The organism is Prevotella sp. CAG:255 (assembly GCF_000431195.1).
GTDB classification, from domain to species: Bacteria; Bacteroidota; Bacteroidia; order Bacteroidales; family Bacteroidaceae; genus Prevotella; species Prevotella rara.
On record NZ_HF986784.1, the window covers coordinates 18941 to 44850 of the forward strand.

Here is a 25910-nt window from a genome sequence, read left to right on the forward strand (position 1 = left end):
GAGCAACGCCTGCCCCGGCCTAATAATGGTAAAAAGGAATGTAACAATGTTATCCTAAAAACTTATCTACCTTTTCTGCTATATCGCGTCCGCTTGCCATAGCCCTCACCACGAGCGACGCTCCGTTGGCGGCATCGCCGGCTACGAATACGTTGGGACCAAACTTAGGCTGCTGTGGCTTAAGGAATCCCATGGCAAGCAGCACCATGTCGGCCTTAATAACCTCAGGACTTCCTACAGCCTCCATTATCGGGCGTCCGCCTTCGGGATTGGGTTTCCATGTAATCTCCTGCACCTCAACACCCGTCAGTTTGCCGTCCTTGCCGATAAACTTCAGCGAGTTGATGTTCCAGCGCCTTGTGCAGCCCTCCTCGTGCGAGGTGGTTGTCTTCAGCGTGCGCGGCCAGTTAGGCCATGGGTTGGCAGGGTCGTCGGGACCTTCAACGGGCTTAGGCATAATCTCTATCTGGGTTACGCTCTTGCATCCCTGGCGATGAGCCGTACCTATGCAGTCGCTTCCCGTGTCGCCGCCGCCTATCACGAGCACGTCTTTGCCCTTGGCACTTACCAGTTGGTCTTTAGTATATTCGCATCCGGCGAGCACACGATTCTGCTGTGCAAGCATGTCGAGCGCAAAATACACGCCTTTAAGCTCTCGGCCCGGTATGGCAAGGTCGCGCGCCGTGGGCGTTCCCGTGGCTATCACGTATGCATCGAAGCCTTCGGGCAGTTTGCTAACGTCGATGTTCTGATTATATTTAAAGGTTATCCCCTCCTGCATCAGCACGTCTATGCGGCGGTCTATCACGGCCTTGTTGAGCTTAAAGTTAGGTATGCCGTAGCGCAACAGTCCGCCGGCATCCTCGTTCTTGTCGAACACCGTAACCATATAGCCCTTCAGGTTAAGGCGGTTGGCAGCCACGAGTCCGGCAGGTCCGGCTCCTATCACAGCCACCTTCTTGCCGTTGCGCTCAGGATGATGTATGCGCACATAGTTCTCCTCAAAGGCGTGTTCGGTTATCGCAGCCTCATTCTCGCGATTGGTTGTAGGCTCATGCTCCACAAGATTGAGCACGCAAGCCTTCTCGCAGAGAGCCGGACAGATGCGCCCTGTGAACTCAGGAAAGTCATTGGTAGAGTTGAGCAGCCTGTAAGCCAGTTCCCAGTCGCCTTTATACAGAGCGTCGTTCCACTCCGGCGGCTTGTTGCCCAGCGGGCAAGCCCAGTGGCAGAAGGGCACTCCGCAGTCCATGCATCGCGATGCCTGCATGCGGCGGTCGTTAGAGTTGAGCGTCTGCTCCACCTCGCCAAAGTCATGTATACGGTCGTGCACCGGCCTGTGTCCCGCTTCCTTGCGGTGTATAGTCAAAAATGCTTTTGGATTTCCCATGTCTGTTATGTTATAAATTCTTTTGAAATTATTTTGTAGGAGGCAAGAAGTTAAGGAGAAATATCCCTGGGCGCAACGAAAAAGACAAATGCATTATTCTTTAGTAGTTAAAGGAGTTAGAGTAGTTAAAGGAGTTAAAGTCAATAGCCTTGCTGCTTCTTATCACCACTCTGCATTTGGATTTTTCACTTTTAATTTTTCATTGCGCCCTGCGCCTGTTCTTCACTTAGAATTAATAGTCTCTCTGCATGTCGGCAATCTTCTGCTGGAGCTTTCTTACCTGCTCTTCCTGCAGCACGCGCTTGTATTCTATTGGCACCACCTGCACGAAGTCTTCAACATAGCGATTCCAGTCGTCGAGCATGGTGCGTGCCAGCTTAGAGCCGGTGTAGAGATAATGCTGACGTATCAGTTCGTGCAGTTCCTTGCGGTAGTTGCTTTCGTCAACAAGGTTGATTTCAACCATGTCCATGTTGCAGAAGTAATCGAAGTTATGGTTCTTGTCCCAAACGTATGCCACTCCACCGCTCATACCGGCAGCAAAGTTGCGTCCGGTCTCGCCCAACACTACCACGCGACCGCCCGTCATATACTCACAGCAGTGGTCGCCGGCGCCCTCGATAACGGCTATCGCACCCGAGTTTCTCACTGCGAAGCGCTCTCCCACCTTTCCGTTTATATATAATTCGCCGCTTGTAGCACCATATAAGCCCGTATTGCCGGCAATGATGTTGTCCTCAGCATCAAAGTTACTGCGCACAGGCGGCAGTATGGCTATGCGCCCGCCGCTGAGTCCCTTGGCAAAATAGTCGTTGGTCTCGCCCTCGAGCTTGAAGCTTACGCCGCTTACGAGGAATGCTCCGAAACTTTGTCCGGCACTGCCCTTAAACTTTATGTTGATGGTTGAGTCGGGCAGTCCGTCGTATCCGTACTTCCCGGCAATCATACCGCTGAGCATCGTTCCAACGGCGCGGTCGGTGTTCTTTATGGCGTAATCGAGGTTAACCTCTTCTTTTTCCTCTATGGCTTTCTGCGCCGAGCGTATTATCTGACGGTCGAGTATGTTGCCGAGGTCGTGGATCTGTGCCGTGGTGTGATACAGCGAGCAGTTGCCGCTCTCACGGTTGAGCAGACGTGTGAAGTCGAGCATAGACGGCTTGCTGCCCTTCTCGGTTTCTTTCCTGACAATCAGTTCGGTGTGTCCGACGATGTCGTCGAGCCTTGTATATCCCATTTCGGCCAGATACTCGCGCACCTCACGGGCGAGGAAGGTGAAATAGTTTACAAGATATTCATATTTTCCGATGAAGTTCTTGCGCAGTTCGGGGTTCTGTGTGGTTACGCCGAGCGGACATGTGTTGAGGTTGCACTTGCGCATCATGACGCATCCGAGCACGATGAGTGCCAGCGTTCCGAAGCCGAACTCCTCGGCACCGAGCAGTGCCATGAGCACAACGTCGCGTCCGGTCTTAAGCTGTCCGTCCACCTGCAGGCGCACCTGACCGCGCAGTCCGTTCTTAACCAGCGTCTGCTGTGTCTCGCTTATGCCTATCTCGGGCGATATTCCGGCAAAGCGCATGCTTGATGCAGGCGATGCTCCCGTGCCTCCCTCGGCACCGGAGATGACTATCAGATCGGCCTTTGCCTTGGCTACGCCGGCTGCAATGGTGCCCACGCCGCTCTCGGCAACGAGCTTCACGCTTATGGCTGCCTTGGGGTTGACGTTCTTCAGGTCGAATATCAGCTGCGCAAGGTCCTCAATAGAATAGATGTCGTGGTGAGGCGGAGGCGAGATAAGCGATATGCCGGGTATAGAGTGGCGTGTCTTGGCTATAATCTCGTTCACCTTAAATCCGGGCAACTGTCCGCCTTCGCCGGGCTTTGCACCTTGTGCCACCTTGATCTGAAGTTCTTCTGCATTGACAAGATACTCGGTTGTTACGCCGAAACGGCCTGAAGCAATCTGCTTGGTCTTGCTCGACAGCGAAATCCCGTCGTATTTTGAGTGGAAGCGCTCGTTGTCCTCGCCGCCCTCGCCCGTGTTAGAACGAGCGCCGAGCTTGTTCATAGCAAGAGCTATGGCCTCGTGTGCCTCGCGGCTCAACGCACCAAAACTCATGGCGCCTACGACAAAATGCTTGACTATGCTCTCTACAGGCTCCACCTTGTCTATGTCTATCGGATTGCGTTTGAAGTCGAGAAAGTCGCGTATGAATATAGGCGCATCTTTCTCATCTACAAGACGCGTAAACTCTTTATATTTCTTATAGCTGCCCATGCGCGTGGCAAGCTGAAGGGTTGATATGGTCTCAGGGTTCCACGCATGCTTTATTCCGTCCTTGCGATAGTGGAAGAGTCCGTGGTTGGGCAGGAAGTCGGTGCATACCGTCTTTGCGAATCCGGCGTCGTGCATGGCAATGGCGTCGCGCGCGATAGTCTCAAGTCCGATGCCGCCTATGGTCGATGTCTCCGTGCCGAAATATGTCTTCAGCAGACTCTCTGACAGTCCGATACTCTCAAATATCTTTGCTCCGCGGTATGAACGGATGGTTGATATGCCCATCTTTGCCATTATCTTGAGCAGGGCTTTCTTCACGGCCTTGATATAGTTGGCCTCGGCTGTCTCATAGTTTTCCTGCACCTTGCCGCGCTTAACGAGATCGTCTAATATGGCAAATGTCATGTACGGGCATAGAGCCGAAGCTCCATAGCCGAGCAGCAGGGCTGCGTGCATGGTCTCGCGTATCTCTCCGCTCTCAACGATAAGGGCGGTCTGGACGCGCTTGCCCACTGATATCAGATAGTGGTGAACGGCACTAACGGCCAGCAGCGACGGTATGGCAGCATGAGTCTCGTCGATGTCGCGGTCGGTAAGTATGATATAGTTGTAGCCGTCGTCAACGCTGCGCTCTGCCTGCTTGCAAAGGTTGTCGAGAGCCTCGCGCAGTCCGTCTTCTCCCTTTGCGCACTCGAAGAGTATCGGCAGCTTCACGGTATTGAAGCCCTTGTAGCGTATGTTGCACAGAATGTCGAGCTGGGTGTTGTTAAGTATCGGGTGAGGCAGACGCACCATCTTGCAGTTTGTCTCGTCAGGAATAAGTATTCCGGTGCCCACACGGCCGATATACTCCGTCAGCGACATTACGAGATTCTCGCGTATAGAGTCGATGGCGGGGTTGGTAACCTGTGCAAACTGCTGACGGAAGTAGTCGAAGAACACCTGCGGACGGTCGCTCAGCACCGCAAGAGGCGTGTCGTTGCCCATTGACGCGGTTGGCTCCTGACCGTTGACACACATTGGTATTATGGTGTTTTCGATGTCTTCCTCGCCGAAACCGAACATCAGTTCGCGGCGCACAAGATTGTCAACGGCGTTGCTCACCTTACGTCCGCTCTTCAGCTTTTCGAGCTGTATGCGGTTGGTCGACAGCCACTGGCGGTACGGATGTTCTGCTGCCAGACGCTCCTTTATTTCTCCGTCATAATATATTTTGCCTTCCTGCGTATCGATGAGCAGTATCTTGCCCGGCTGCAGGCGGCCTTTCTCGGCTATCTCAGACGGTTCGAAGTCCATGACGCCCACCTCTGACGCCACAACCATCATGTCGTTGCGGGTTATGGTGTAGCGTGCCGGACGCAGGCCGTTGCGGTCGAGCATTCCGCCGGCATAGCGGCCGTCGCTGAAGAGCAGCGCCGCCGGACCGTCCCACGGCTCCATCAGTATTGAGTGATACTCGTAGAAGGCTTTCAGGTCTTCTGATATGGGATTCTTGTCGTTGAAGCTCTCGGGCACCATAAGCGCCATGGCATGAGGCAATGACAAACCGCTCATGACGAAAAACTCGAACACATTGTCGAGACTTGCCGAGTCGCTCATGCCCGGCTGTATTATCGGTGATATGTCTTTTATGCTTCCCAGCGCCTCAGAACTAAGCACACTCTCGCGCGCCTGCATCCATCCGCGGTTTCCGCGTATGGTGTTTATCTCGCCGTTGTGGCACAACAGGCGGAACGGCTGCGCCAGGCTCCATGTAGGGAATGTGTTAGTAGAAAAGCGAGAATGGACAAGAGCCAGTCCGCTGGTAAAGTAATTGTTTGTCAGGTCGGGAAAATACTGGCGCAGCTGGAGGCTCGACAGCATACCCTTATATATAATGTTCTTGCTCGACAGCGAGCAGATGTAGAAGTCTTTGTTCTTAACACGGCGCTCAATGCGCTTGCGGATAAGATACAGCGTGCGCTCGAAATAAGGCACACGGTTGTCTGTAACGCCGGTAACAAACAGCTGCTTTATGTCAGGCTCGCTAGCCAGTGCCGTCTCGCCGAGGCAGTCGGGATTTGTCGGAACGTTGCGCAGGTGCATAAGCGACAGCCCCTCGCGCTCTATCTCCTCAATCATTATGCTCAGTATGTCCTGCTGCTGAGCCTCATCCTTAGGCAGGAAGACGAGTCCCGTTCCGTATTTTCCCTTTTCAGGAACCGGTATTCCCTGCAAGAGAATAAACTCATGAGGTATCTGCAACATTATTCCGGCTCCGTCGCCTGTCTTGTTGTCGGCACCCTCGGCACCGCGGTGTCGCATGTTCTCGAGCACTTTCAGGGCGTTGTCAACAAGTTCATGGCTTTTGTTTCCATGTATGTTGACAACCATGCCCACGCCGCATGCGTCATGCTCGTATTCCGCATTATACAATCCTTTTCCCATAATTAATTGCCTTTAAGTTAATCTAAAAAACTAAATACTTAGCAAAGTGTTTGCAAAAATACAAAAATACTTTCTTTCTGAGAACATTTATTCAAAATAAATTCGACATTTTTTCATCAATAAATTTACAACACTTACAATTAGGCGAAATAATACCTGCAAATCAAGCATCCGTTAAGCAAAATTCGGAATATTCATTACAAGTTGGAATAAAACCTCAAAAAGTACATTTATGCAAAATGCTTTCAATAAAGAAAGCACGGCAACCTGATGATAAATGAAAAATAAAATTGATGCTGCTATAAGCAATTTGTAATAAAAATAAGGAAATAAAATTGGTTCATTTTGGTTCAAATCATTCTTTGCATCAATTTTTTTATAAAAAAATTAATATTTTTGCAGACACTAAACGTCAATAAGACAAACTAAATGGATACAAAATATACCGAAATAGAGTGCCTTAAACTTGAAATTGAAAAGAGGATGGGTAAGCCGTTGAAATCGCCGACCGACTTCAATCAACTTTCGCTGAGACTACAAAAGGAACTGAAAGAAGAGATAAGCATCTCTACAATAAAGCGAATATGGGGATACGTAGAGGCAAAGCACAACACACGATACACCACCTTATCAATACTCAGCCGCTTTATAGGATACATCGACTGGTATGACTTCTGTTTGTCGCTAAGACGTAGAAACATCATGGAACGCGACGCCATGCCGGAAAAACAGATCCGCACAGCAAGCCTTAAGACGGGCGACAAAATAGAACTGGGATGGGCTCCCGACTGCACTTGCGAGATAGAATACATAGGCGACAGCTGCTTCCGCGTGGAGGAATCGTCAAACAACAAACTCTGCAAAGGCGACACTTTCAAGACACTTATATTCAATCTGAACAAACCGCTGTACGTGTCGGAACTAGAACACGGCGACAGCAAGCAGTGTACTTACATAACAGGAAAGGACAACGGACTGACAACCCTGCAACTTACAATCGGACAGTCAGACGCCAAGGCAAAATAACAACCTGTAAGACAAAACCGCGCAAAAGCAGCGACTGCATAACACGGACATACAAACGATTAATACGTTCTGAACCGTTATGAACCAAACTGCATGCGCATTATCTTTATATTTATTTATATTTTTGCAGAACAAGAGACGAATAAATGTCAAATACAGAACAAAAAACAACACATGAACGTAAAAAAGATATAGAGGTTAATAAATTTAGGAAATGTTTTTTAATAGGTTAGTAAGACTTGTTTTAACCGATGTTCTTTAGACCGTGAGGCCTGAGGAACATCTTTTTTTATGAACCTACGCAACGGCCAGACAACAACGGCGCACATAATAACCAGGATTTTGCCTATCGTCTTGTAACATTATTATATAATAATAGGTGCAGCTGCAGCGCACAAAGGCAAGCCTGAGTAAACATAAAGCAGGAAAAAGCCCTCTTGAAGCCAACCAAATTGGTCCTTCCGCAATTTAGTTGAAATAATCTCTTTGCGTTATGTTATAAATGTTATAAGATGGTGTTTAGTGAACTAGGCTTCAACTAAATTACGGAAGAACCACCAAATTCAGGAAAGAGTTACGACAAAACAACGTAAAAAGATTTTCGGAAGAAACTCGTCACTCGTCACACAGGCACATAACATTCTGACAGACAAGCCGTTACGGTGTGACGAGTTGAAACTGCAACTCGTCACATTAAAGGCAGAAAAGCCCAAAGGTGACGAGTCTGGCAGGCAACTCATCACGTCATAACACGCTGATAACCAACGCAATAGACAGGAATGTGACGAGTGATGAGTTTTTGCCGAAACATTTTCGGCATTCTTCACCTGCCTATCCGTGTGCATTTCGACCTGAAACAAACTACAGACGACAATAACTATACAGATGACCGGAAAACATAATACGGACGAGAACGGCTATGCTTATACGGAATCAAGACAGCATATACTGCACAACGGGCAATTTTACGTCAAGCGGTTAATTTATAAAAGCTGCCCTTTCGCACAACAAAAGGACACGTTTCGGCATGCAAAAGCTGGCATATTGAAACATGAAAGGACACATACCGCAATGCGGCATATATAGCTCACTGCAAATAAAAACTGATAAACGGGGACTAAAAGACACGGAACAAAACGCATCAGCAGACGTAAGGGCATAAAAAAAGGACTCCGCTGAGTCCCTGTCTTTTGTTAACCTTAAATCTAATACTATGAAAAACACAGTGCAAAGATATGAAAGTTTTAACCAAATTGATATCTAAATATGATAAAATATTTACAAATAGGCAGTTTTATTGACATAAATCAACGAAACTGCCTATTAAAATCAATTATTTCTTATAGTTTTTCAAACCAGTGTTGAGGAAGTCGGTGTAATGGCCGATATTCTCGTCATAGCTGTAAGAACCTGCAACAGGCATACCCTTGTTGTCGAGAATAACATAGAACGGCTGTGCATTTGCACCGAACTTGCTGCGCTGCAGATAGCTCCACTTGTCACCCACGGTGCGGAGCTTGCGCTTACGTCCGTTCTCAACCACCTCGATAGGCTTGTCAAGCGGCTGCTTGTCGTCTACATAAAGTGAGATGAGGATGAAGTCGTTGTTGAGCTTGTCGGCTACCTGAGGATCGGTCCATACGGCTGCCTCCATCTTACGGCAGTTGACACATCCGAATCCTGTGAAGTCAACAACAACAGGCTTGCCCTCAGCTGCAGCTGCTGCCATGCCCTGCTCGTAGTCCTTATACTTAGGCTCAACTTCGTTGTGATAGAGGTTGAAGTCCTGAGTGTTGATAGGAGGAGCAAATGCGCTGACTGCCTTACAGGGAGCGCCCCAGAGGCCCGGGATAAGATATACTGTGAACGCAAGCGAAATCATACCGAGCACGATGCACGGAACAGGCATTGCGTCTGTGTTGCCCTGGTCGCTCGGGAACTTGAGCTTGCCGATAAGGTAGAGGCCGAGCATGCCGAAGATGATGATCCAGAGAGCGAGGAACACTTCGCGGTCGAGCAGTCCCCAACCGTAAGCGAGGTCGGCTACAGAGAAGAACTTGAGGGCGAAAGCCAGCTCAATGAATCCGAGCACGATCTTGATGGTGTTCATCCAGCTGCCTGACTTAGGAGCCTGCTTGAGCCATGTGGGGAACAGGGCGAAGAGTGTGAACGGCAGAGCCAGTGCGATGGCGAAGCCGAGCATACCGATGGCAGGACCTGCGATGCTGCCAGATGTGCTGACCTCAACGAGCAGGAAGCCGATGATAGGACCTGTACATGAGAATGAAACGAGTGTAAGCGTGAACGCCATGAGGAAGATGCTCAGCATACCGCTCGTTGACGATGCCTTGTTGTCAACCTTGTTTGTCCATGATGAAGGCAGAGTGAGCTCGAACCAGCCGAAGAACGACAGGGCAAACACTACCAGCAACAGGCAGAAGAATATGTTGAACACGGCGTTGGTGGCCAGCGCGTTGAGCGAGCTTGCACCGAAGATGGCCGTGATGGCAAGTCCGAGGGCAAGGTAGATAACGATGATAGAGATACCATAGGTTATGGCGTCGCGTATACCCTTCTTCTTATCCTTTGTACGCTTCAGGAAGAAGCTTACGGTCATAGGTATGATAGGCCATACGCAAGGAGTGAACAGAGCCACGAAACCTCCGACAAGTCCCATCAGGAAGATATATATCCAAGAGCGGCTTGAACCTGTGTCGCCGCCGTTGAAGTTCTGCAGTTCGTCGATAACAGGCTTCCAGAGGTCGCCCTGTGCGTTTACAGCGGCTGTGTCAGTCTGCAGCGAGTCGGCTCCTGCCATTGCTGCTGCGGCTGTTGTGTCTGTAGCCTCAGCCTCGGTAGTTTCCTCTGCTTCAGGAGCGTCGGCAGGTCCTTCGCCGTTGAATGCGAACTCAACCTGTGTGGGCGGGATACAGTTTTCGTCGTTGCATGCGCCATACTCAAGATATCCGCTTACTTTGTATGTCTTGCCGACAATCTTGAATTTCTGCACGAAAGTAACGCTGTTTTCGAAGTAGCGCAGGTTCATGCCGAACATTTTGTCAAACTGGCTTATCTCCTTTCCTCTGTGTGAGAGTTTGCCGGCAGCCTTAACGCCTTCGGCCTTCTCTGTGTGCAGAGTGGCAGAAATAGGACCGTCAGCAGGCAGTCCGGTTGAATACACGTGCCATCCTTTGTCTATCCGCCCTGTAAAAATAACTTCAAGCTCTGTGGGCGACACTTTTTTCTGGCTCACCTTAAAGTGAACCGGGTCTTGCATCTGTGCTGCAACGGCCAGTGTGAACATGGCGAGCAGCGCTGTCAGGAATGTTGTTTTTAAAAGTTTCATTATTTTTTCTGGGTTTTATGTGTCATTATATCAAGCACGAAGCGGTCTGTCTCGTCCATGCCTCTCTTGCCTATTTCTGTAAGGTTGCGTATGCTCTGGTCTACGTCGTCGTCGATGATGCCCTCTACTGAGGTTACATGCTTGTTCTGTATGGCGAGCATGGCGCTCATCACTGCCGTGCTCACGCCTGTAGTAAGCTTTAGCGCGCAGCTTGGCTTTGCGCCGTCGCATATCATGCCCGTGAGGTTGGCTATCATGTTCTTCACGGCATACGACAGCTGCTCATAGCTGCCTCCCATAAGGTAAGTTATACCGCAGCTGCTGCCCGTGCTGGCAACCACGCATCCGCAGAGGGCTGAAAGTGAGCCCAGATGCTGCTTGATGTATATGGCAGTAAGGTTGCTTATGATGAGGGCGCGTATTGTTTCTTCTTCAGTGTTATGGTTTTCGGCTGCAAACACTACCACCGGCATGGTGGTGCAGATGCCCTGGTTGCCGCTGCCGCTGTTGCTCATCACGGGCACCATGGCGCCGGCCATACGTGCGTCGCAGGCGCAGCTTGTGGCCGAAAGTATCTTTGAGAATATGCTGTCGCCCATTATGCCCTTGCCCAGCGGGCTGCACATGGTCTTGCCCAGCGTGTGGCCGTAGTTCTCGCGCAGGCCTGCTGCTGCGGCAGTCTCGTCCATGCGCTTGGCGTCGAGGATAAATTTCAGCTCCTCGATGTCGGTCTCGGTGGCAAACTCGTAGACCTTGCGCAGAGTGAGCTCCACTTCAACCTGCTTTGCCTCCTCTTCTCTCGGGGCCATATTGTCGAGCATCACGTCGGCATCCTTGCGCAGATAAACGAAGTTGGTGTGCATGTGCATGATTCTTGCCTCGGCCTCATGACCGCCGGCGCTGCACTTCACGGCAATATAAAGCTTGTCGGGCGCATCCTCCTTCAGGCTTATGTGTATTCTGTCTTCGGCGATATACGCCTTGCCGCGCTCAACGGCCTCCTTGTTGCTGTCCTGCAGCACTTCGAGCTCAAGCTCCGGACGGCCTACTATGGCACCAAGAGCCACGGCTATGGGCAGGCCGATCATGCCTGTTCCCGGTATGCCCACTCCCATTGCGTTTTTCAAGATGTTGGCACTAAGCTCTATGTCTATGCTCTCAGGAAGAGTCCCGAGCAGCTCTCTGGCCTTTGCCACACAAAGAGCTACGGCTATAGGCTCTGTACAGCCTATTGCCGGCAAAACCTGACTGTGAATCAGGGCTATAATAGATTTTCTTTCTTCTGTTGACAACATTGCTAAGATTTTTAGGTTATACTTACAAGCTGCGAAGTTACAAATTTAAGTGGAAAAAATTTATTTTTAACAAGGAAAATTACGCAAATGTTACAAAAAAGTTGGGCGGCAACACGTCTGCGCCACTAAAACTGCTTACATTTTGTAAACTTTAAGCATAAAAATACATTTTCAGGCGGAATGCTCACGCCAACCGTAAGCCGGCAACACCCGGCACAGACACCGGCAAGGCGTTTTGCAAAAGGCCACGTTTCGGACTCTGAAACATGGTCTTTCATCATGCAAAAGACCATGTTTTGCAAGGCAAAAGGGCACGTTTTGCAACACGTCTGCTAACACGCTGACAATCAGAAGGATAACAATATGTAAGCTGTCCGCCCGTACCACAGCATCTGACGGCCTTTGCAGCACGACAAGATACAGACCGGCATGATAAAAACATGACAGAAGCGGCGCGCCACGAGCCACGCCCGAAACACGCCGACGAGACGGCATAGAGAACAAAATTTAGCACGGCTGGAGGCAAGAACTAACTATTTTTAGCACTAAAAAGTTGTTGATTTGAAAAATAAAGCCTACCTTTGCCAACAAGAATAAAATGAATTAACATAAGGAAAGGCAAGATCAAGGATTCCGACATTGAGAAACATGCCGGAATCTTTCGTTTTGTCTGTCCCAAAAATAATAATAATCTTTAAAACCAATAAATTATGGCTTACATGTCACAAGAAGGCTACGACAAGTTAGTGGCCGAACTAAAACATTTGGAAAGTGTCGAACGTCCCAAGGCGTCAGCGGCAATTGCAGAGGCCAGAGACAAAGGCGACCTGAGCGAAAATTCAGAATATGATGCAGCTAAGGAGGCACAGGCACATCTTGAAGACAAGATCAACAGGATTAAGCTTGCTATCTCTGAAGCCAAAATTGTTGACACATCGCGCCTGAGCACAGACTGCGTGCAGATTCTGTCAAAAGTGGAAATGACCAACCTGGCAAACAACGCCAAGATGAGCTACACCATCGTGAGCGAGAGCGAGGCAAACCTGCGCGAAGGCAAAATCTCGATAAAGACACCTATTGCACAGGGACTGCTCAACAAGAAGGTAGGCGACGAGGTTGAAATAAAGATACCACGCGGAACCATAAAGCTGCGCATAGAAAAGATTACCGTAGAATAAAGCTCATGAGATACAGCTGTCATGAGGCTTTAAGGCAGGCAAGCCGAAGACTCCTGACACTGAAGCCTCATCACACACGACATCCATAAGCCCTAAGGACCTTACATACAATAATATAAAAACATAACATCATGGATATTTTCTCAAAAATAGCTGCAGGCGAAATACCCAGCTACAAATGCGCCGAAAACGACAAGTTCTACGCATTTCTCGACATCAACCCGCTTGCAAAGGGACATACGCTGGTGATACCGCGCCGCGAGGTTGACTACTTCTTCGACCTCAACGACGACGAGATAGCCGAAATGATGGTGTTTGCAAAGAAAGTGGCCGTGGCTATAAAGAAGGCCTTCCCGTGCCGCAAGGTGGGCATGGCCGTGCTCGGACTCGAAGTGGCACACGCACACATACACCTCGTGCCCATGCAGACAGAGAAAGACATGCTCTTCTCTAACCCCAAGCTGAAACTTACAGAGCAGGAGTTTAAAGAAGCTGCAGACAAGATATATGCCGCTTTCTGCGAGTAATACGACAGAAACATGAAGCCACGAAGGCGGCACAAGAAAAAAAGAGTGAGGAGCGTCAGGCACAAACAAAGCCAGGCGCTCCTCACTCTTTTTATATATAATAGGCGGCAGGACTAAATAAACTCGTCGCCATACTTTACCTGCACCTCATTGATATACTTGCGTATAAGCGCCGACGAATCCTCCTTCTTGCATATAAGCAGCACGTTGCCCTTCTCGGCCACGATATATCCGTCGAGCCCGTTTATTATGCCCATGTGGTCGTCAGGCAGCTTAATGATGTTGTTGCGGCTGTCGTCGGCTATCACACGCGAGCCGATAACCACGTTGTCGCCCTCGCCCTTGCTCATGCTCTCATATATAGAGTGCCACATGCCAAGGTCGGCCCAGCCGAAGTCGCATATCATCACATACACATTCTCGTTGTGCTCAAGTATGCCGTAGTCTATCGACAGATTTGGATACGATGGAAAGTTCTCCCTGACAAACTCAAGCTCGCGCTCCATGCTGTATTCAGCCCCCGAAGCCTCAAGCTTCCTCAGCACAGGAGGGAATATGCGCTTAAGACACTCGCAGAGATAATTAACGTTAGAAAGAAACAGCCCTGTGTTCCAGTAGAACTCGCCGCTCTCCATGAACATTCGCGCAAAGTCGCGGTCGGGCTTCTCCGTAAACGACTTAACCTTAAACACATCGTCACGCTCAGAAGGCTCGCCCGTCTGTATGTAGCCATAGCCGGGCTCAGGTCTCGTAGGCCTTACGCCCATTGTCAGCAGGCAGTCGTGGCTGCCGACAAAGTCGAGACCGTTGATAACGTCAGTCTTGAACACATCCTCCTTGAACACAGCCTGGTCCGACGGCACCACCACGAGACGCGCGTCGCGGTCGGCCCTATGCAGGATGCGGTATGTAGCCCAGGCCACGCTCGGAGCCGTGTTCCTGAAGATAGGCTCACTGAGGATATGCTCCTCGGGCAGCTCGGGCAGCTGCTCCCTCACCAGGTCGTAATAGATGTGGTTTGTACTGATATAAATATTTTCAGAAGGAATAAATCCGGCCATGCGGTCGTAAGTCTGCTGAAGAAGCGTGCGTCCTGTCGAAAAGAAATCCAAGAACTGCTTAGGACGGTCTTCGCGGCTGCAAGGCCACAGGCGGCGTCCTTTGCCGCCGGCCAAAATAAGACAATAATTGTTTTTATTCACACTCATTGTATTTACAGATTGTTTTACGAATACGAAGATAAGCATTATTGTCTGTATAACCAATTATTTTAAGTTTTTTCAATTAAAAATTTGTCAATTCAGAATTTATATTTATCTTTGCAGCCGAAAAGAAGCCCAGATGGCGGAATCGGTAGACGCGCTGGTCTCAAACACCAGTGGGGCAACCCGTGCCGGTTCGACCCCGGCTCTGGGTACTAGAAACAGCTAAGTATTTGGTTATCAATACTTGGCTGTTTTTATTTTATATAAATAATGTTCTGCTTATATTTTAAACAAAGTATCTCAAAGCCTACATCCCGACATGAATGTCGGCAAGTATGCTCCGTTCTATTTCTTCCACCGGTTCATCAGTGTATCTCTTCACGATGGTGTGACGGCTCAGATAGTCGATGCTGTCGCACAGTTCGCGCAGGATGGTGATCTGGTGTGAGGACAGCAGCAGAGTTTTGCCCCCGGCTTTCAGCGAACGTATGATTTTCTTCAGCTGAATACAACCGTATAAGTCGACACCGTTGAACGGCTCATCAAGTATATACAAGTCGTTGTCCTGCAACAGCAGAGCCATAAGCGCCAGCTTCTTTTTCATGCCGGTAGAATATTCCGATGCATACCTATGCAACGGCAGTTGAAACATCTTATTTGCTTCTTCCACCCTTGCTCTGTTGATCTTCTTGCCTTTTGCTTTTATGCAAAAATCGAGATACTCATATCCGGTAATCAGCGAATAGAAATGAGTCTCGGCCGGCAGATAACCGATTGAGATGCCTGACGCCTTGTCTATGCTGCCGTCATAACCGGTAAGTCCCATGATGCAGTTAAACAGCGTTGTCTTGCCTGCCCCGTTCTCACCGGCAAGTCCATAAATCATCCCCGACTGATAGGCTACCGACAATCCATGCAAGACCATTGTCTTGCCGTAGTTTTTTGACAAATCTGTTATCTTTATCAGCTCCATATATTTTTTAAATTGTCTTTAAGGAATACACTGCATAATACGTTTATCAGAACAAACGGAACTAGCAGAAGCGGAATAAAACAAGTAAAGAAAAACAGGGGTATAAGCACTATCAACTGATATACGGCCAGTGATGCTGATGAAAACGACATATGGCGCACCATGCCCATATTGCACAAATATAATATGCTTCCCGATATTACGGAAACAGCAAACAGCAGATTATCACCGCTGAAGGAAAACGAAAGTATAATTCCGACAAAAGGCACGGCTGTTATTACGGCGTTCCAGACGCTTGACAAGACAAGATGCCGCTGAAAAGCTGAATAATTGAGATAAAAGGTTAGCTCCTGCCGCTGCGGAACGGATGCAAACGACATTGTCTGAACTATTCCCCATACAATCAAGGCTACCTTTCCGATACGGATATTGGCATGCAGCGCCCCTATGACCGTAACTATGAGCAAAAGGAAATAAAGCCAGCCATACATGCGGAACATGCGGATATACTCCAGGCCGCCTTTGTAGAGAAAAGGCAAGGGGACGGGCACAGACTTCATCTTTATGGTCTTTAGCTTAGGCAAAAGAACGGCAGTTGTCATGACGGCTGCGGCAGCGGCATAATGACTTCTAAGACATTCAATCACAACAAACGGCAAACCTATCAATATATATTCAGCCATGAGGAGTAAAGCAGGACATTTAACTTGCTGCGACAGAAAGTCTTTGTCTTTACGTTCGTTATGATAGCATAGCAGGCATAAAATGACGGCAGCGGGCATAATCCAGCTGTAGCTTGTCTTTATCAGCACATAAAGAGCCAAAAACATAAATGCCGCCAAAAGCAGACTTACGACAACGCCCAGTCGCCTTAAAATCCGCCAAAGCTGTTTCAGCCGTAATCCGAAATAGAGAACCGCTATCATTGTTTCCTCATCAATTCAAGAGTTTAATCTCTTCTTATTTTTGTCTACAAGTTCCAAAAAGGATTGCAAGTGTGCTTAAAGCCACGCCGACAGCTATTCCTAAAGCCACTCCGATCTTAATATTATCCATAGCTGCGCCGGCTGCTGTGCCAGCCATAATCCCCAATGCCATAATCGGGCCGCAAATCAAATAATATTTCTTCATGAACTTTATTATTTTGTTGTTATTTTAGAAATGCAAATGTACAAAAAAAGGAGCGATTCTTGTTACTTAATCGCTCCTTTTCTTAGGTTATGTTTAATAATAGTATAAAATTATGCTGTTGTCATTATTTATTCTCACCAATCTCAAACGGCTTCGTTGCCGTGGCGTTGCCATACTGGATGTAGAGCTGATATTTGCCCGGTTTCATGTCGGTAACATCTATAAGATATGGTGCAATATACTTCACAGCCTTAACCACTCGCTCCTTGCTGTCGAAGATCACCACCTTTGCCGGATCCTGCGTGGGCAGAGTGAGGCGGATGCCCGAATTGTTAGGATTGAACGTAACGCGGGCCTCTTCAAGAGCGTTGGCATAGTTGACGGGCAGCTCCGTGATGTCCTTCGGAGAGAACCTTACCATCACCCTCAGCGGCGCTCCCTTCACACCGTCCGGTCTTACATATACAGGAATCTCCGTACCGGGTTCCACCTGCATCATGTTAAGTTCTACGTTGAGCGAGCCATTGTTTGAAGCATCCATGCCCAGCGTGGTATTCTCGAACACGAAGGTTACTTCCACGGGCTTGTTGTCAGGATTGTCAGCCGAACGGGCCACACCCATAATATAGCCTTTGTTCTTAACGACGTTGTCTGTCTGCATCTTCACCCACGCTGTCTTGCCGGGCTGCTCTGCACGCGAGCGTGTGCTGTATTCGCATATATAGAAAGCTTTCTTAGAGTCATTCAGGCTATAGCCCAATGAGTTGAGGTCGCTTATCTTTGAAAGGCTCACGTTGGCCGGGAACGATATAAAGTTCCACTCACCCGGCTTGAAAGTATATTTCAGTATAAGCTTCTTAACCGTTACAAAGCCTTTGTCGACCACCACCTGTCCGCGTGACTCCGGATCGGCATACACTGTCAGCTGGTCTATCTCGTCACCATCGTTCAGGACAAGTTTTCCGTCTTTTGCCACAGTCTTATTATTGCGCACATAGAAGCGGCACTTAGTTATAGGCGAGGTAAGATATTCGTCTGTACCTGGCTGCACGGCCGCAATCTCTATATATGCCGACTTATCCACCGGTATGGTATGAACGTTCAGCACATTTCCCTCTATGGTTGCATATTCGCTTCCGGCTGTTATATAGTAGAGCCCGGTACCGCCTGAAGTGAATCCTGCGTCAAGCGTATGTGTAAACGGCTTGCCGTAGGCCAATATGTCAGTTTCAGGCCATGTAGCTTTCTGAGCTTTTCTTACATCTTTTTTAAGATAAACACGTCCAAGCGGGAAGTTCATGTGATCCTGAGCGTTATTGTCAATTATATTACCCGTTATGACAATATTTGTCTGTCCGTCTATAGGAACTTCATACTTACGCAGATATATACCATCAGCCGGTTTCACCGGATTGGTCTTGGCATACATTGTCTGTGTCTCCTTCACTTCGCCGTTTACGGAAAGAGAAAAACGGATGTCGCCGCTGCTCTTGTCGTCCTGAATTCCGTAATACGTAAAAAAGCGTGAGTACGGACTGTCTTCAGCAAAGTTGAACGTGAAGCTGCCGTTGGCATGAGTGCTGAAACTCTTATAGAATCTAATACCGTCAACAGGGAACGGATTTCCACCATCAATGCCTTCGTCAAACTTTATTCTATTATCATATCCGCTTGTAGCAGCATTCCACTTGACATCCTGTCCGATCCATTTAAAACGCTCGACGCCATTGTCCTCTATCAACTCAGAAAGATACTGTGCTCCGGTTACAGTGATAAATTTTGCACGATATGCATATCTGTCAGTTGTGTCAAGCAGAGGCACCGTGAAGTTACGGTTGAGCGTCTCCGGTATTGGCAGCAGATAATATCCGTCTGACAATGGTATATTGTCTGAAGACACAGTACTATTGCCGTCACGCAGACTGAAGGACACTACCTGAACATTCTGTATTTCCTCGCCTCCGGCATTGACCTTAGCCAATATCATACGGCCCGAGACACCGCCGTCGGCACTTGGAACAAGTCCTATCAGCTCAATGCTCTGGGCCTGTGCAGACAGGCCGAGCAATGAGAACAATAAAACAATTATATATCTTGCTTTCATTATCTTACGTTTATTTTGTTTGTATAATCCTTGTTAGATGTGCGCACACGCACGATGTATGTGCCTGAAGGCAACTGATGAGAGTAGCTGTCTGAAGACGTTGTCGTGTAGACGCATCGGCGTCCGGCTGTGTCGAACATTTCTATTACCGACTTGCCTGAGAGACCTTCTATGCGGCATGTGTTTCCATCGATGCTTACCGAAGGCTTGCCGCCGGCAACCTGCCCTACGCCAGTGGTCTCCTCATGTACACTAAGCACGAGTGCAAAGCGCGACTTGGCTTCATCAACATTATTGACGTCAAATTCATATCCGTTGCCGTCGAGCAGACTCCATCTCTGACCTGTTGACTTGTCAAGCAGTTCTGCCTTGTCGTTAAGGCCATAGCCATAAGATTTTATTGCAGCTATACGGAACTTTCCTGTAGACGAGAGTCGCAAGTAAAGCGGTATCTCAACCTTCTTGCCCGGAAGCACGTTTACCGACAGGTTGCGATTTCCGCAGACAGTGGCAATCTCGTTGGTCTTAGAGTTGAGTCCTCCCCACATCTTCACGGCATCCTCACCGAGAACAAATCCGGCAGAAGTTTCATCCTGCAGCTTCACCTCAGTGCGGTCGGCCAGCTTGTCTGAGTCGCCTTCATAGAGACCGATACGCAGCATCTTGCTTTCATGCAGCATGTAGTGGTCGAACACGCGGCGGCTTATGCTTGTATTCTTAGCCTCTGGTGTTATCACAAGACTTGCACCCGCCTGACGTGTCTGCACGAAGAACGGCTGGAACGGCATCAGCTTCTGAGTCTCGTCATAGTTCTCAACCATATCCCAGGCTGTATATGTGTCGCTTTCAGGATTATACTGGTAGAGATATTTCACCACCTCATCCTCATTCAGCACGACATTATGCTCCTTCGTAAGGTTTATGTTAGACAGATACGGATTACCAATGAGGTTCCATCCTGCGTCAAACTCGCTCTCGCTCGGATAATATTCAAGCATATCTGCATAAGCTGCGTTGCCGTTGCTGAGCAAGCTGCCTAGAGATGTGTTCACGATACCCTCCGCACCTCCGTCAGAGTCAATCTTTATCTTAACGCCGTCGCTGAGCACACCCTGCAACAGCTTAGCCTTTACGCCAAACGACACGTATGGCGATGTAGCCTCTATCACATTAGCTCCGTCTTCATTGTCAGCCAGCGACAGCTCTACAATAGGCTCGAGCGCAACGTTGAGCTTAAGTTCGCTATTGTCGGTAACTCCCGAAAGCTTTATTGTAACAGGATTAACAGCCAGACTGTTAAGGTTGTCACGATTAATCGTCACAATGATATCCTGTTCTGCCGGACCGTTAAGGTCGAGTTCTGATATGTTTGCAGAAGCATATTCTGACTCAACTACAGACACCTGCACCTTGCTTGTCGGATTCTTGCTTATCACACGGCTCTTTACAGTTATCTTGTTGTTAACGTCGCTTATAATTATAGTGTCGCCGTCAGCATGACCGTCAACCGACAGGTTTACCTTTACAGGATATTCACCCGCAGCACCGTCGTACATCAGCATCATCTCACATCCGTCATTAAGGGTAGTGCCGTCAACCTCAAACTTCATTCTGCCGTTATCCTGACTCGACATCGGAACAAACGTTGAGAATGGTTCTGTAGATCCTATCGGACGCAGAGCCAACGTAACCGCCGGTGCCGATTCAGCCTGCTGCATAGCGAAGCTTACTGTTGCCTTCTGGCCAGATGAGAACACCGACGCCTTGCTCATAGTCAACGTATAGAACGAGTTGCTCAGCGGCGTAAGCTCTGCATGGTCAGCATTTGCATAGTTATAAGGTGTTCCGTTCATCACGCCAATGCCGAAGCTTGCGCTTACTCCCTGCGGAGCTGCCACATGAACGGCCTGACCTGCCTCTGTATCCTGACTGTTCTGGCTGAACGTAGCAGTGGGGTGATATGGCATGTGAGAGAAGTCTTCGTTAGACGTTGTTCCATACAGAGTGAGCTGAGTGCCCGTAACAACATCATAAACTTTTCCATCCTCGTTCGTATGATCCATATCGATGAACGACACCAAACCCGGCTCGTCAAGACGCGGATTGTTCAGCATATACTTGCGTATCTCGTCAGACGAGAGCGCACGGCTCCACAGCATCACCTGGTCTATTGCACCCTTAAACCACTTGTCGCCCTGATAGTTCTGTCCAAGAAGCAATGCCGAATTTATCTTGGCAGTAGGCACGCTTGTCGAACGGAAATACTCTGCTCCATTAAGATATACATGGAATCCGTCTGAAGCTGCCACAAGTGCCACATGCATCCAGCGGCCTACATCCGTAGACTTGAAATAATGTGTGGTAGACCATCCGTAATATCCGTCATTCCAGTGGAAACGCAGGTTCTTGTCTGCAATATGTATTCCGCAAACTCCACCGTTGCTGCCGCGGAAGAATATCAGAGGCTTAACGCTCTTAAGCATATCCTCGTTGTCTACACGCACCCATCCCATCATGGTGACATTGTTGAGTCCGTTAAGACTTCCGCTTATCTGAGACGACTGCACAGCAGCTCCGCCACTTGTAAATGTCATGGCCTTACCCGGATCCTGTGGCAGCATCTTGTTGTTCACAGTGATTACCAGCGGCACCATTGTACCGTTCTTGCTTTCGATGGTATCCTTAAGAGTCTTGCTACCTTTCAGCATTTCTACGTCAAGCTGCAACTTTGCCACAGCCTTGCCGTTGACAAACTTCATGTTATCAGCAACCTTGAACAGTCCTGTTCTCGAGCTGATTTCATAAATTCCTTCAGGCTCATTCATTCCGCCTACAAGGCGCGCATTTACATCATATGCAACATCGCTTTGATCATAAACGTCGATTTCGTTTCCTTCCCAGTTTCCGGCGAGCGAAGGCTCTACCGCAGCCTTATTCTCAAGCACGGCGAGCATCTTGTCTGCCAGTCCGGCAGCTTTCACCCCTTTGGCAACGAGCGTCTTTCCGCTTTCGCCAGCCTCCATGTCGGCCATTTTCATCCACACCTTCTGGTCTTCATACAAGCCGCAGGCATAGAGCTGATACTGCTTTCCGCTATGCCATGACAGAGGCAGCTCTATATCAAGAGTCAGCTGACCGGCATCAGAGAACGGACGTATTTGGAACACCTCGGAAGCAGCAACATAATACTGAGTGTTGACACCCATGCTGTCCGGATGCAGGTTTGCATAACGATATACACCAAATTCAGGCGACTGATCGCCCGAAGGCGTAAGATATATCGCAGTACCGTTGCCTGTTTCATAGGCTGTACGTCCCTGAGGAGTCTTCACCTCTGACTTGACTGCACCTACAGCCACCGGCATCTTCACATAAGAAGTAACGGCCTGAGTACGCGGAGCCATTCCTGCACGCGAGAAGAGCTCATGCTCCTTGTCAAGCGCTCCGGCATTGAAGTCGTTGTAGTAAACCAAGGCGTCAGCCTCCGATGTGTCATGAGAGAACATGGCGCGCTTAACATCGTTCGCGTTGAGCGCACGGTTCCATATCTTCAGTTCGTCTACACTTCCCTTCATCGCCATGCTCTCAAATCCGTCGGCAAAGAGCGACAGGTTGACAGCACTGTTGAGCGGAGCCCACTGCACTATGCGCGGAGCCGAAGCCACCTCGCTGCCATTTATATATAATGTAACATTTCCGTCACGGTCTTCGCTCAAGGCTACATGCGACCAGCGTCCCTTAGTCAGCGCTCCGCCTACAAGGTCGGTCTGCTGAGTCTCGTTTGTGTCGTATGTTGCACGGTCGAACAGCTGTGCAGGCGCATAGCGGAACTTCAGCTTGCCCTGATCCAGGAGCAACGCCCATCCGCGCGTATCGCGCTGCTGCTCTACAGGACGGTTACACAGAATGACACCGTCGTTCTCCGGATTAATCCAGAAGTCTATGGTAAAGTCATTAAAGAAGTAGTCAACATTTCCCAAGTCAATACGACCGCTACCGTTGCTGTAAAGAGCCTGGCCAGGCTTCGGAGTGTAATCAACAGCCGTTGCCTTTGCCGAAGACGACTTGACTGTATATTCAGCCGACTCAGTTGTTACGTCCGGCGACTCGCGCAGGGTCAGTTTCAGCTTAACTCTGTCTCCGTCCTTCAGGTTAGACGTGAAATACTGATACGGATTGTTCACGTCTGTTCCGTTTACATACCATGTATAGTCATAGTAAAGCGGAATAGTCCACTTTGTATCAATTCCGAATGTACGGCGTCCGTTGACATTAGAAAGTTCTTTCAGCGCAAAGCCATTCTTGAAGTAGCGGTCAGCCGGATGCTCAAGGTCAGCTACCCACACGCCACGTCCGTAATCGCCTATCACCATTTCCTGGGTGGTATAGTTCAAGGCAAGACGCTTTGCCGAAAGCGGATTATATCCCTTAAGCCACAACGACCATTGGCCAGTATTGTGGTCGCGCAGATATATACCTGACGAAGAGCTGAAGAAATACAGATCTCCTGTTCCCTCATGGAAGAATATATCGTCACACGAAATTGACGGCAGACCCTGCGAGAGGTTTTCGCTGTCTCCTGTTGTAAGATCATATTTAAGCACCTTTCCGGTCTGTGCAACATATATAACGTTGCTGTTATTCGGATCAGCAGCAATCCAGGCATTAGTAAACTTAGCCGGAACTTTAGAGCCGTTGGAACCGATCACCTTGACAGTCTCAAACGTATTGCCATTGTCTGTCGACTTGACAATTGTGTGGTTGGTGTTCAGCACAAACAGTGTAGGCTTGTCGCCGTCACGTGTTATCGCAAAATCACGCGCACCTGTTCCCGCACCGGTCTCATCCACTGTATTTGCAGACAGGTTTATCGTCTTGCGGCCGAAGTCCTCTATACGGAAGAACGACTGGGCATTGTTTCCCGGATTGTGAATCAGATACCAGTAGCCTGTACATACATCAGCCATCGAATAGCCTTCATACCAAGAGCTGAGCGATACGCCTTCAAGGCCTCCGCCTCCGCTTCCTGAGAAATAGCATGTGCCGGCATAAGGATTAAGGAAGGCTTCCGTACCCTCATATCCGCGCCAGTTGCCCCAGCGTCCGTAGCGGTATGTCTGAGCGTCCACATCCTGTGTGTTGCCAAGCATTGTCTGGTCGCCAAACTCGTTTACCTTAATAGAATAGTGCAGCTGATTGCCCATCGAGCTGTTTATGTTAGTCCACTCATGATTGTTTATGTCCTTATCCTTTACCAGAAGTCCCGCATCAGAGCCGCGGAACACGCGTCCGCTGCGGTGAGACACGATGCAGTGGTTGTCTGCATTATGACGTGCACTCGTAGTTGTATAGTACTGTCCGTTGTCGGCCAGAGCCTTAAGGCGGTTACCCCATCCGAACTCTCTGAACGTATGTCCGCCGTCACTGCTTATTGCAGAACTCATTGAGCATCCGTAGAGCCACTGGGGATCCTTAAAGTTTACGCCAAATCCGCCGAGCCAGCCCCATGGCGACTCGTTTCCGAAGGCCAGTCCGCTGCCGATACCATTTATAGGCTCCTGCAGCGTGCGCCATGTCTTTCCGCCGTCGTCTGAACGGTAAACAGCAGAATATACGCCATAGCTGACGTTACGCGACGCTGTTGCAAACCACATCTGCAACGGGTTGTCGGGATTCACTTCAAGGAAACTCTGGGTTGTAGCCTTAAACGGGAACTCGTTCACCTGACTGTAACGCAGTTCTGTTCCGTCCTGATTATACACGTCGAACGTCATGCGCTTTATGTCAAAGCTTCCATCGCTCTTCGGAGTAAGTCCGTCTTCAGAGTAATATATACTGCGTGATGTCGGTATATATATAATGTTGCGGTTTGTGGGATGGAAGGCAAAGTTCTGGAAGAACGAGCCCTTCATTCCTGTCTCAGGGTGTGTCTCCTTCAGGTTATCCGGCAGCACAATCTGCTTCCAGCTGACACCCTTGTCCTCGCTGTACCACAACTGACTGCCGAGATAATTCGCGCCAGACTGTATTGCGCCGATAAACTTCAGTTTTCCCGACGCATCTTTAAAGGCATAGCCGCGCTTAAACGACTTATGCGTAGCGCCCTGCACTCTGGTCCAGCTCTGTCCGCCGTCCGTAGTTTCATACACAGCACTACTGCCGCCGTTCTTCATGAAGGCAAAGAAATGGTTCCAGTCATCCGGGTCTACGGGTATAGCCGAATGTGAGCAGATCTTGCGGAACTCACGGTCGGGTATTCTGTCCGTAACGCAGTCCCATGTCTTGCCAAGATTATCCGTACGGAATATTCCGCCTCCGTCAGGGATAACCATCAAGGCATCAGGGTCAGTAGGATGCACTACTATCCAGTGCACACGGCCCGTATAAGGTTTCTGCTGCACGGGGCGGAAGTAGCCGGGATTACGTATACCCCTCATCCTGTCTTCAGGCGTATAAGGTATTTCGGGATAATATGTCTCAAGCTGTTTTGAATAAAGGCGACGAACCGACTTCATTGTCTCGCCGTAATAAGCCGTATCCACAAACTGATAGATAGAGTCGCTGCCCGGCGTGTGGCCAAAAGTAGGAAGCCACTGCTTGGCATACATACCATACTCGCGCGAACCGCGCACCTTTCCACGATTCGTTTTTATGTATCGGTCCATAATCCTTGTTATTTCCTGCGGGAACCATCCGTCGCGCGCAAGCTTGATGTAGACCTCATCATTCAACAAATCCTCCTTTTTCACCTGTTCATAAGCAGAATCGGGTAATGTGGAAACAGCACGTTCCATCTTCGAACGCTTCTTGTCGTCAACGTTCTTCTCGCGGCCCAGATGTGCCTGCATGAACACGAACGGCAGCAGAAGCGCCACTAATCCTGTCAATCTTTTTCTAACCATAATACCTTTATTTCTGTTTATATAAGTTTTTGCATCAAATAATCTATTATCTGTTTCTCTGATGTGTGTGCAAAATTATACATTTGTAGCCAATTTAAAAAATAAATGAATGTCCGCATGTTACCAAA

General features: G+C 49.0%; 13 protein-coding genes and 1 tRNA gene. 4 read left to right on the top strand and 10 right to left on the bottom strand.

Translation table 11 applies throughout. The features are described 5' to 3' along the window. Positions 1-49: 49 nt before the first annotated feature. Both QVO66_RS03615 and gltB read right to left on the bottom strand, forming a co-directional pair. Complete coding sequence (locus QVO66_RS03615) at positions 50-1390, bottom strand: glutamate synthase subunit beta (protein WP_021854043.1); 1341 nt, start codon at positions 1388-1390, stop codon at positions 50-52. A 232-nt stretch (positions 1391-1622) separates the two neighbouring features. Then, entirely contained in the window at positions 1623-6095 is a 4473-nt protein-coding gene (gltB, locus tag QVO66_RS03620) for a glutamate synthase large subunit (RefSeq protein ID WP_021854044.1), read from the bottom strand. A gap of 429 nt (positions 6096-6524) precedes the next feature. Between gltB and QVO66_RS03625 the strand changes: the two genes are divergently transcribed. Beyond that, a complete protein-coding gene (locus tag QVO66_RS03625) occupies positions 6525-7121 on the top strand; it encodes a hypothetical protein (protein WP_021854045.1) in 597 nt (198 codons plus the stop codon). Between the two features lie 1333 nt (positions 7122-8454). Here QVO66_RS03625 and QVO66_RS03630 read toward each other — a convergent pair. Then, positions 8455-10467, bottom strand: coding sequence for a protein-disulfide reductase DsbD family protein (locus tag QVO66_RS03630; protein WP_021854046.1), 2013 nt, complete (start codon positions 10465-10467; stop codon positions 8455-8457). Beyond that, entirely contained in the window at positions 10467-11762 is a 1296-nt protein-coding gene (locus QVO66_RS03635) for an L-cysteine desulfidase family protein (protein ID WP_021854047.1), read from the bottom strand. The genes QVO66_RS03630 and QVO66_RS03635 overlap by 1 nt, the downstream gene beginning before the upstream one ends. Positions 11763-12472: 710 nt before the next feature. Between QVO66_RS03635 and greA the strand changes: the two genes are divergently transcribed. Further along, complete coding sequence (gene greA / locus QVO66_RS03640; protein WP_021854048.1) at positions 12473-12940, top strand: transcription elongation factor GreA; 468 nt, start codon at positions 12473-12475, stop codon at positions 12938-12940. Positions 12941-13068: 128 nt separating this feature from the next. Further along, a complete protein-coding gene (locus tag QVO66_RS03645; RefSeq protein WP_125104994.1) occupies positions 13069-13467 on the top strand; it encodes an HIT family protein in 399 nt (132 codons plus the stop codon). A 113-nt stretch (positions 13468-13580) separates the two neighbouring features. Here the strand turns inward: QVO66_RS03645 and QVO66_RS03650 are convergent, their stop codons facing one another. After that, positions 13581-14675, bottom strand: a complete 1095-nt coding sequence (locus tag QVO66_RS03650; RefSeq protein ID WP_288172546.1) for a mannose-1-phosphate guanylyltransferase — start codon at positions 14673-14675, stop codon at positions 13581-13583. Between the two features lie 127 nt (positions 14676-14802). On the opposite strand from QVO66_RS03650, the gene QVO66_RS03655 reads away from it, so the two are divergent. Continuing rightward, positions 14803-14884: transfer RNA gene (locus QVO66_RS03655), tRNA-Leu, on the top strand. 95 nt (positions 14885-14979) lie between these two features. Here QVO66_RS03655 and QVO66_RS03660 read toward each other — a convergent pair. The 5 genes from QVO66_RS03660 to QVO66_RS03680 all read right to left on the bottom strand — a co-directional run bounded on the left by QVO66_RS03660 (position 14980) and on the right by QVO66_RS03680 (position 25782). Further along, positions 14980-15645: an ATP-binding cassette domain-containing protein gene (locus QVO66_RS03660; protein WP_021854051.1), complete on the bottom strand. Its 666-nt coding sequence runs from the start codon at positions 15643-15645 to the stop codon at positions 14980-14982. After that, a complete protein-coding gene (locus QVO66_RS03665; RefSeq protein WP_021854052.1) occupies positions 15636-16571 on the bottom strand; it encodes a hypothetical protein in 936 nt (311 codons plus the stop codon). The genes QVO66_RS03660 and QVO66_RS03665 overlap by 10 nt, the downstream gene beginning before the upstream one ends. 34 nt (positions 16572-16605) lie before the next feature. Further along, complete coding sequence (locus tag QVO66_RS03670; RefSeq protein ID WP_021854053.1) at positions 16606-16776, bottom strand: hypothetical protein; 171 nt, start codon at positions 16774-16776, stop codon at positions 16606-16608. Between the two features lie 124 nt (positions 16777-16900). After that, on the bottom strand, positions 16901-18880 hold the full coding sequence (locus QVO66_RS03675; protein WP_021854054.1) for an NPCBM/NEW2 domain-containing protein: 1980 nt from the start codon (positions 18878-18880) through the stop codon (positions 16901-16903). Further along, entirely contained in the window at positions 18880-25782 is a 6903-nt protein-coding gene (locus QVO66_RS03680) for a LamG-like jellyroll fold domain-containing protein (protein WP_021854055.1), read from the bottom strand. Before QVO66_RS03680 ends, QVO66_RS03675 begins: the two co-directional genes overlap by 1 nt. Positions 25783-25910: the final 128 nt, after the last annotated feature.

Bases quoted from the DNA above. Each gene is read 5' to 3' on its own strand.
- QVO66_RS03625 (WP_021854045.1), top strand. From the start codon at position 6,525: ATGGATACAAAATATACCGAAATAGAGTGCCTTAAACTTGAAATTGAA.
- QVO66_RS03670 (WP_021854053.1), bottom strand. From the start codon at position 16,776: ATGAAGAAATATTATTTGATTTGCGGCCCGATTATGGCATTGGGGATT.
- QVO66_RS03660 (WP_021854051.1), bottom strand. From the start codon at position 15,645: ATGGAGCTGATAAAGATAACAGATTTGTCAAAAAACTACGGCAAGACA.
- QVO66_RS03665 (WP_021854052.1), bottom strand. From the start codon at position 16,571: ATGATAGCGGTTCTCTATTTCGGATTACGGCTGAAACAGCTTTGGCGG.
- QVO66_RS03630 (WP_021854046.1), bottom strand. From the start codon at position 10,467: ATGAAACTTTTAAAAACAACATTCCTGACAGCGCTGCTCGCCATGTTC.
- greA (WP_021854048.1), top strand. From the start codon at position 12,473: ATGGCTTACATGTCACAAGAAGGCTACGACAAGTTAGTGGCCGAACTA.
- QVO66_RS03675 (WP_021854054.1), bottom strand. From the start codon at position 18,880: ATGAAAGCAAGATATATAATTGTTTTATTGTTCTCATTGCTCGGCCTG.
- QVO66_RS03680 (WP_021854055.1), bottom strand. From the start codon at position 25,782: ATGGTTAGAAAAAGATTGACAGGATTAGTGGCGCTTCTGCTGCCGTTC.
- QVO66_RS03635 (WP_021854047.1), bottom strand. From the start codon at position 11,762: ATGTTGTCAACAGAAGAAAGAAAATCTATTATAGCCCTGATTCACAGT.
- gltB (WP_021854044.1), bottom strand. From the start codon at position 6,095: ATGGGAAAAGGATTGTATAATGCGGAATACGAGCATGACGCATGCGGC.
- QVO66_RS03650 (WP_288172546.1), bottom strand. From the start codon at position 14,675: ATGAGTGTGAATAAAAACAATTATTGTCTTATTTTGGCCGGCGGCAAA.
- QVO66_RS03615 (WP_021854043.1), bottom strand. From the start codon at position 1,390: ATGGGAAATCCAAAAGCATTTTTGACTATACACCGCAAGGAAGCGGGA.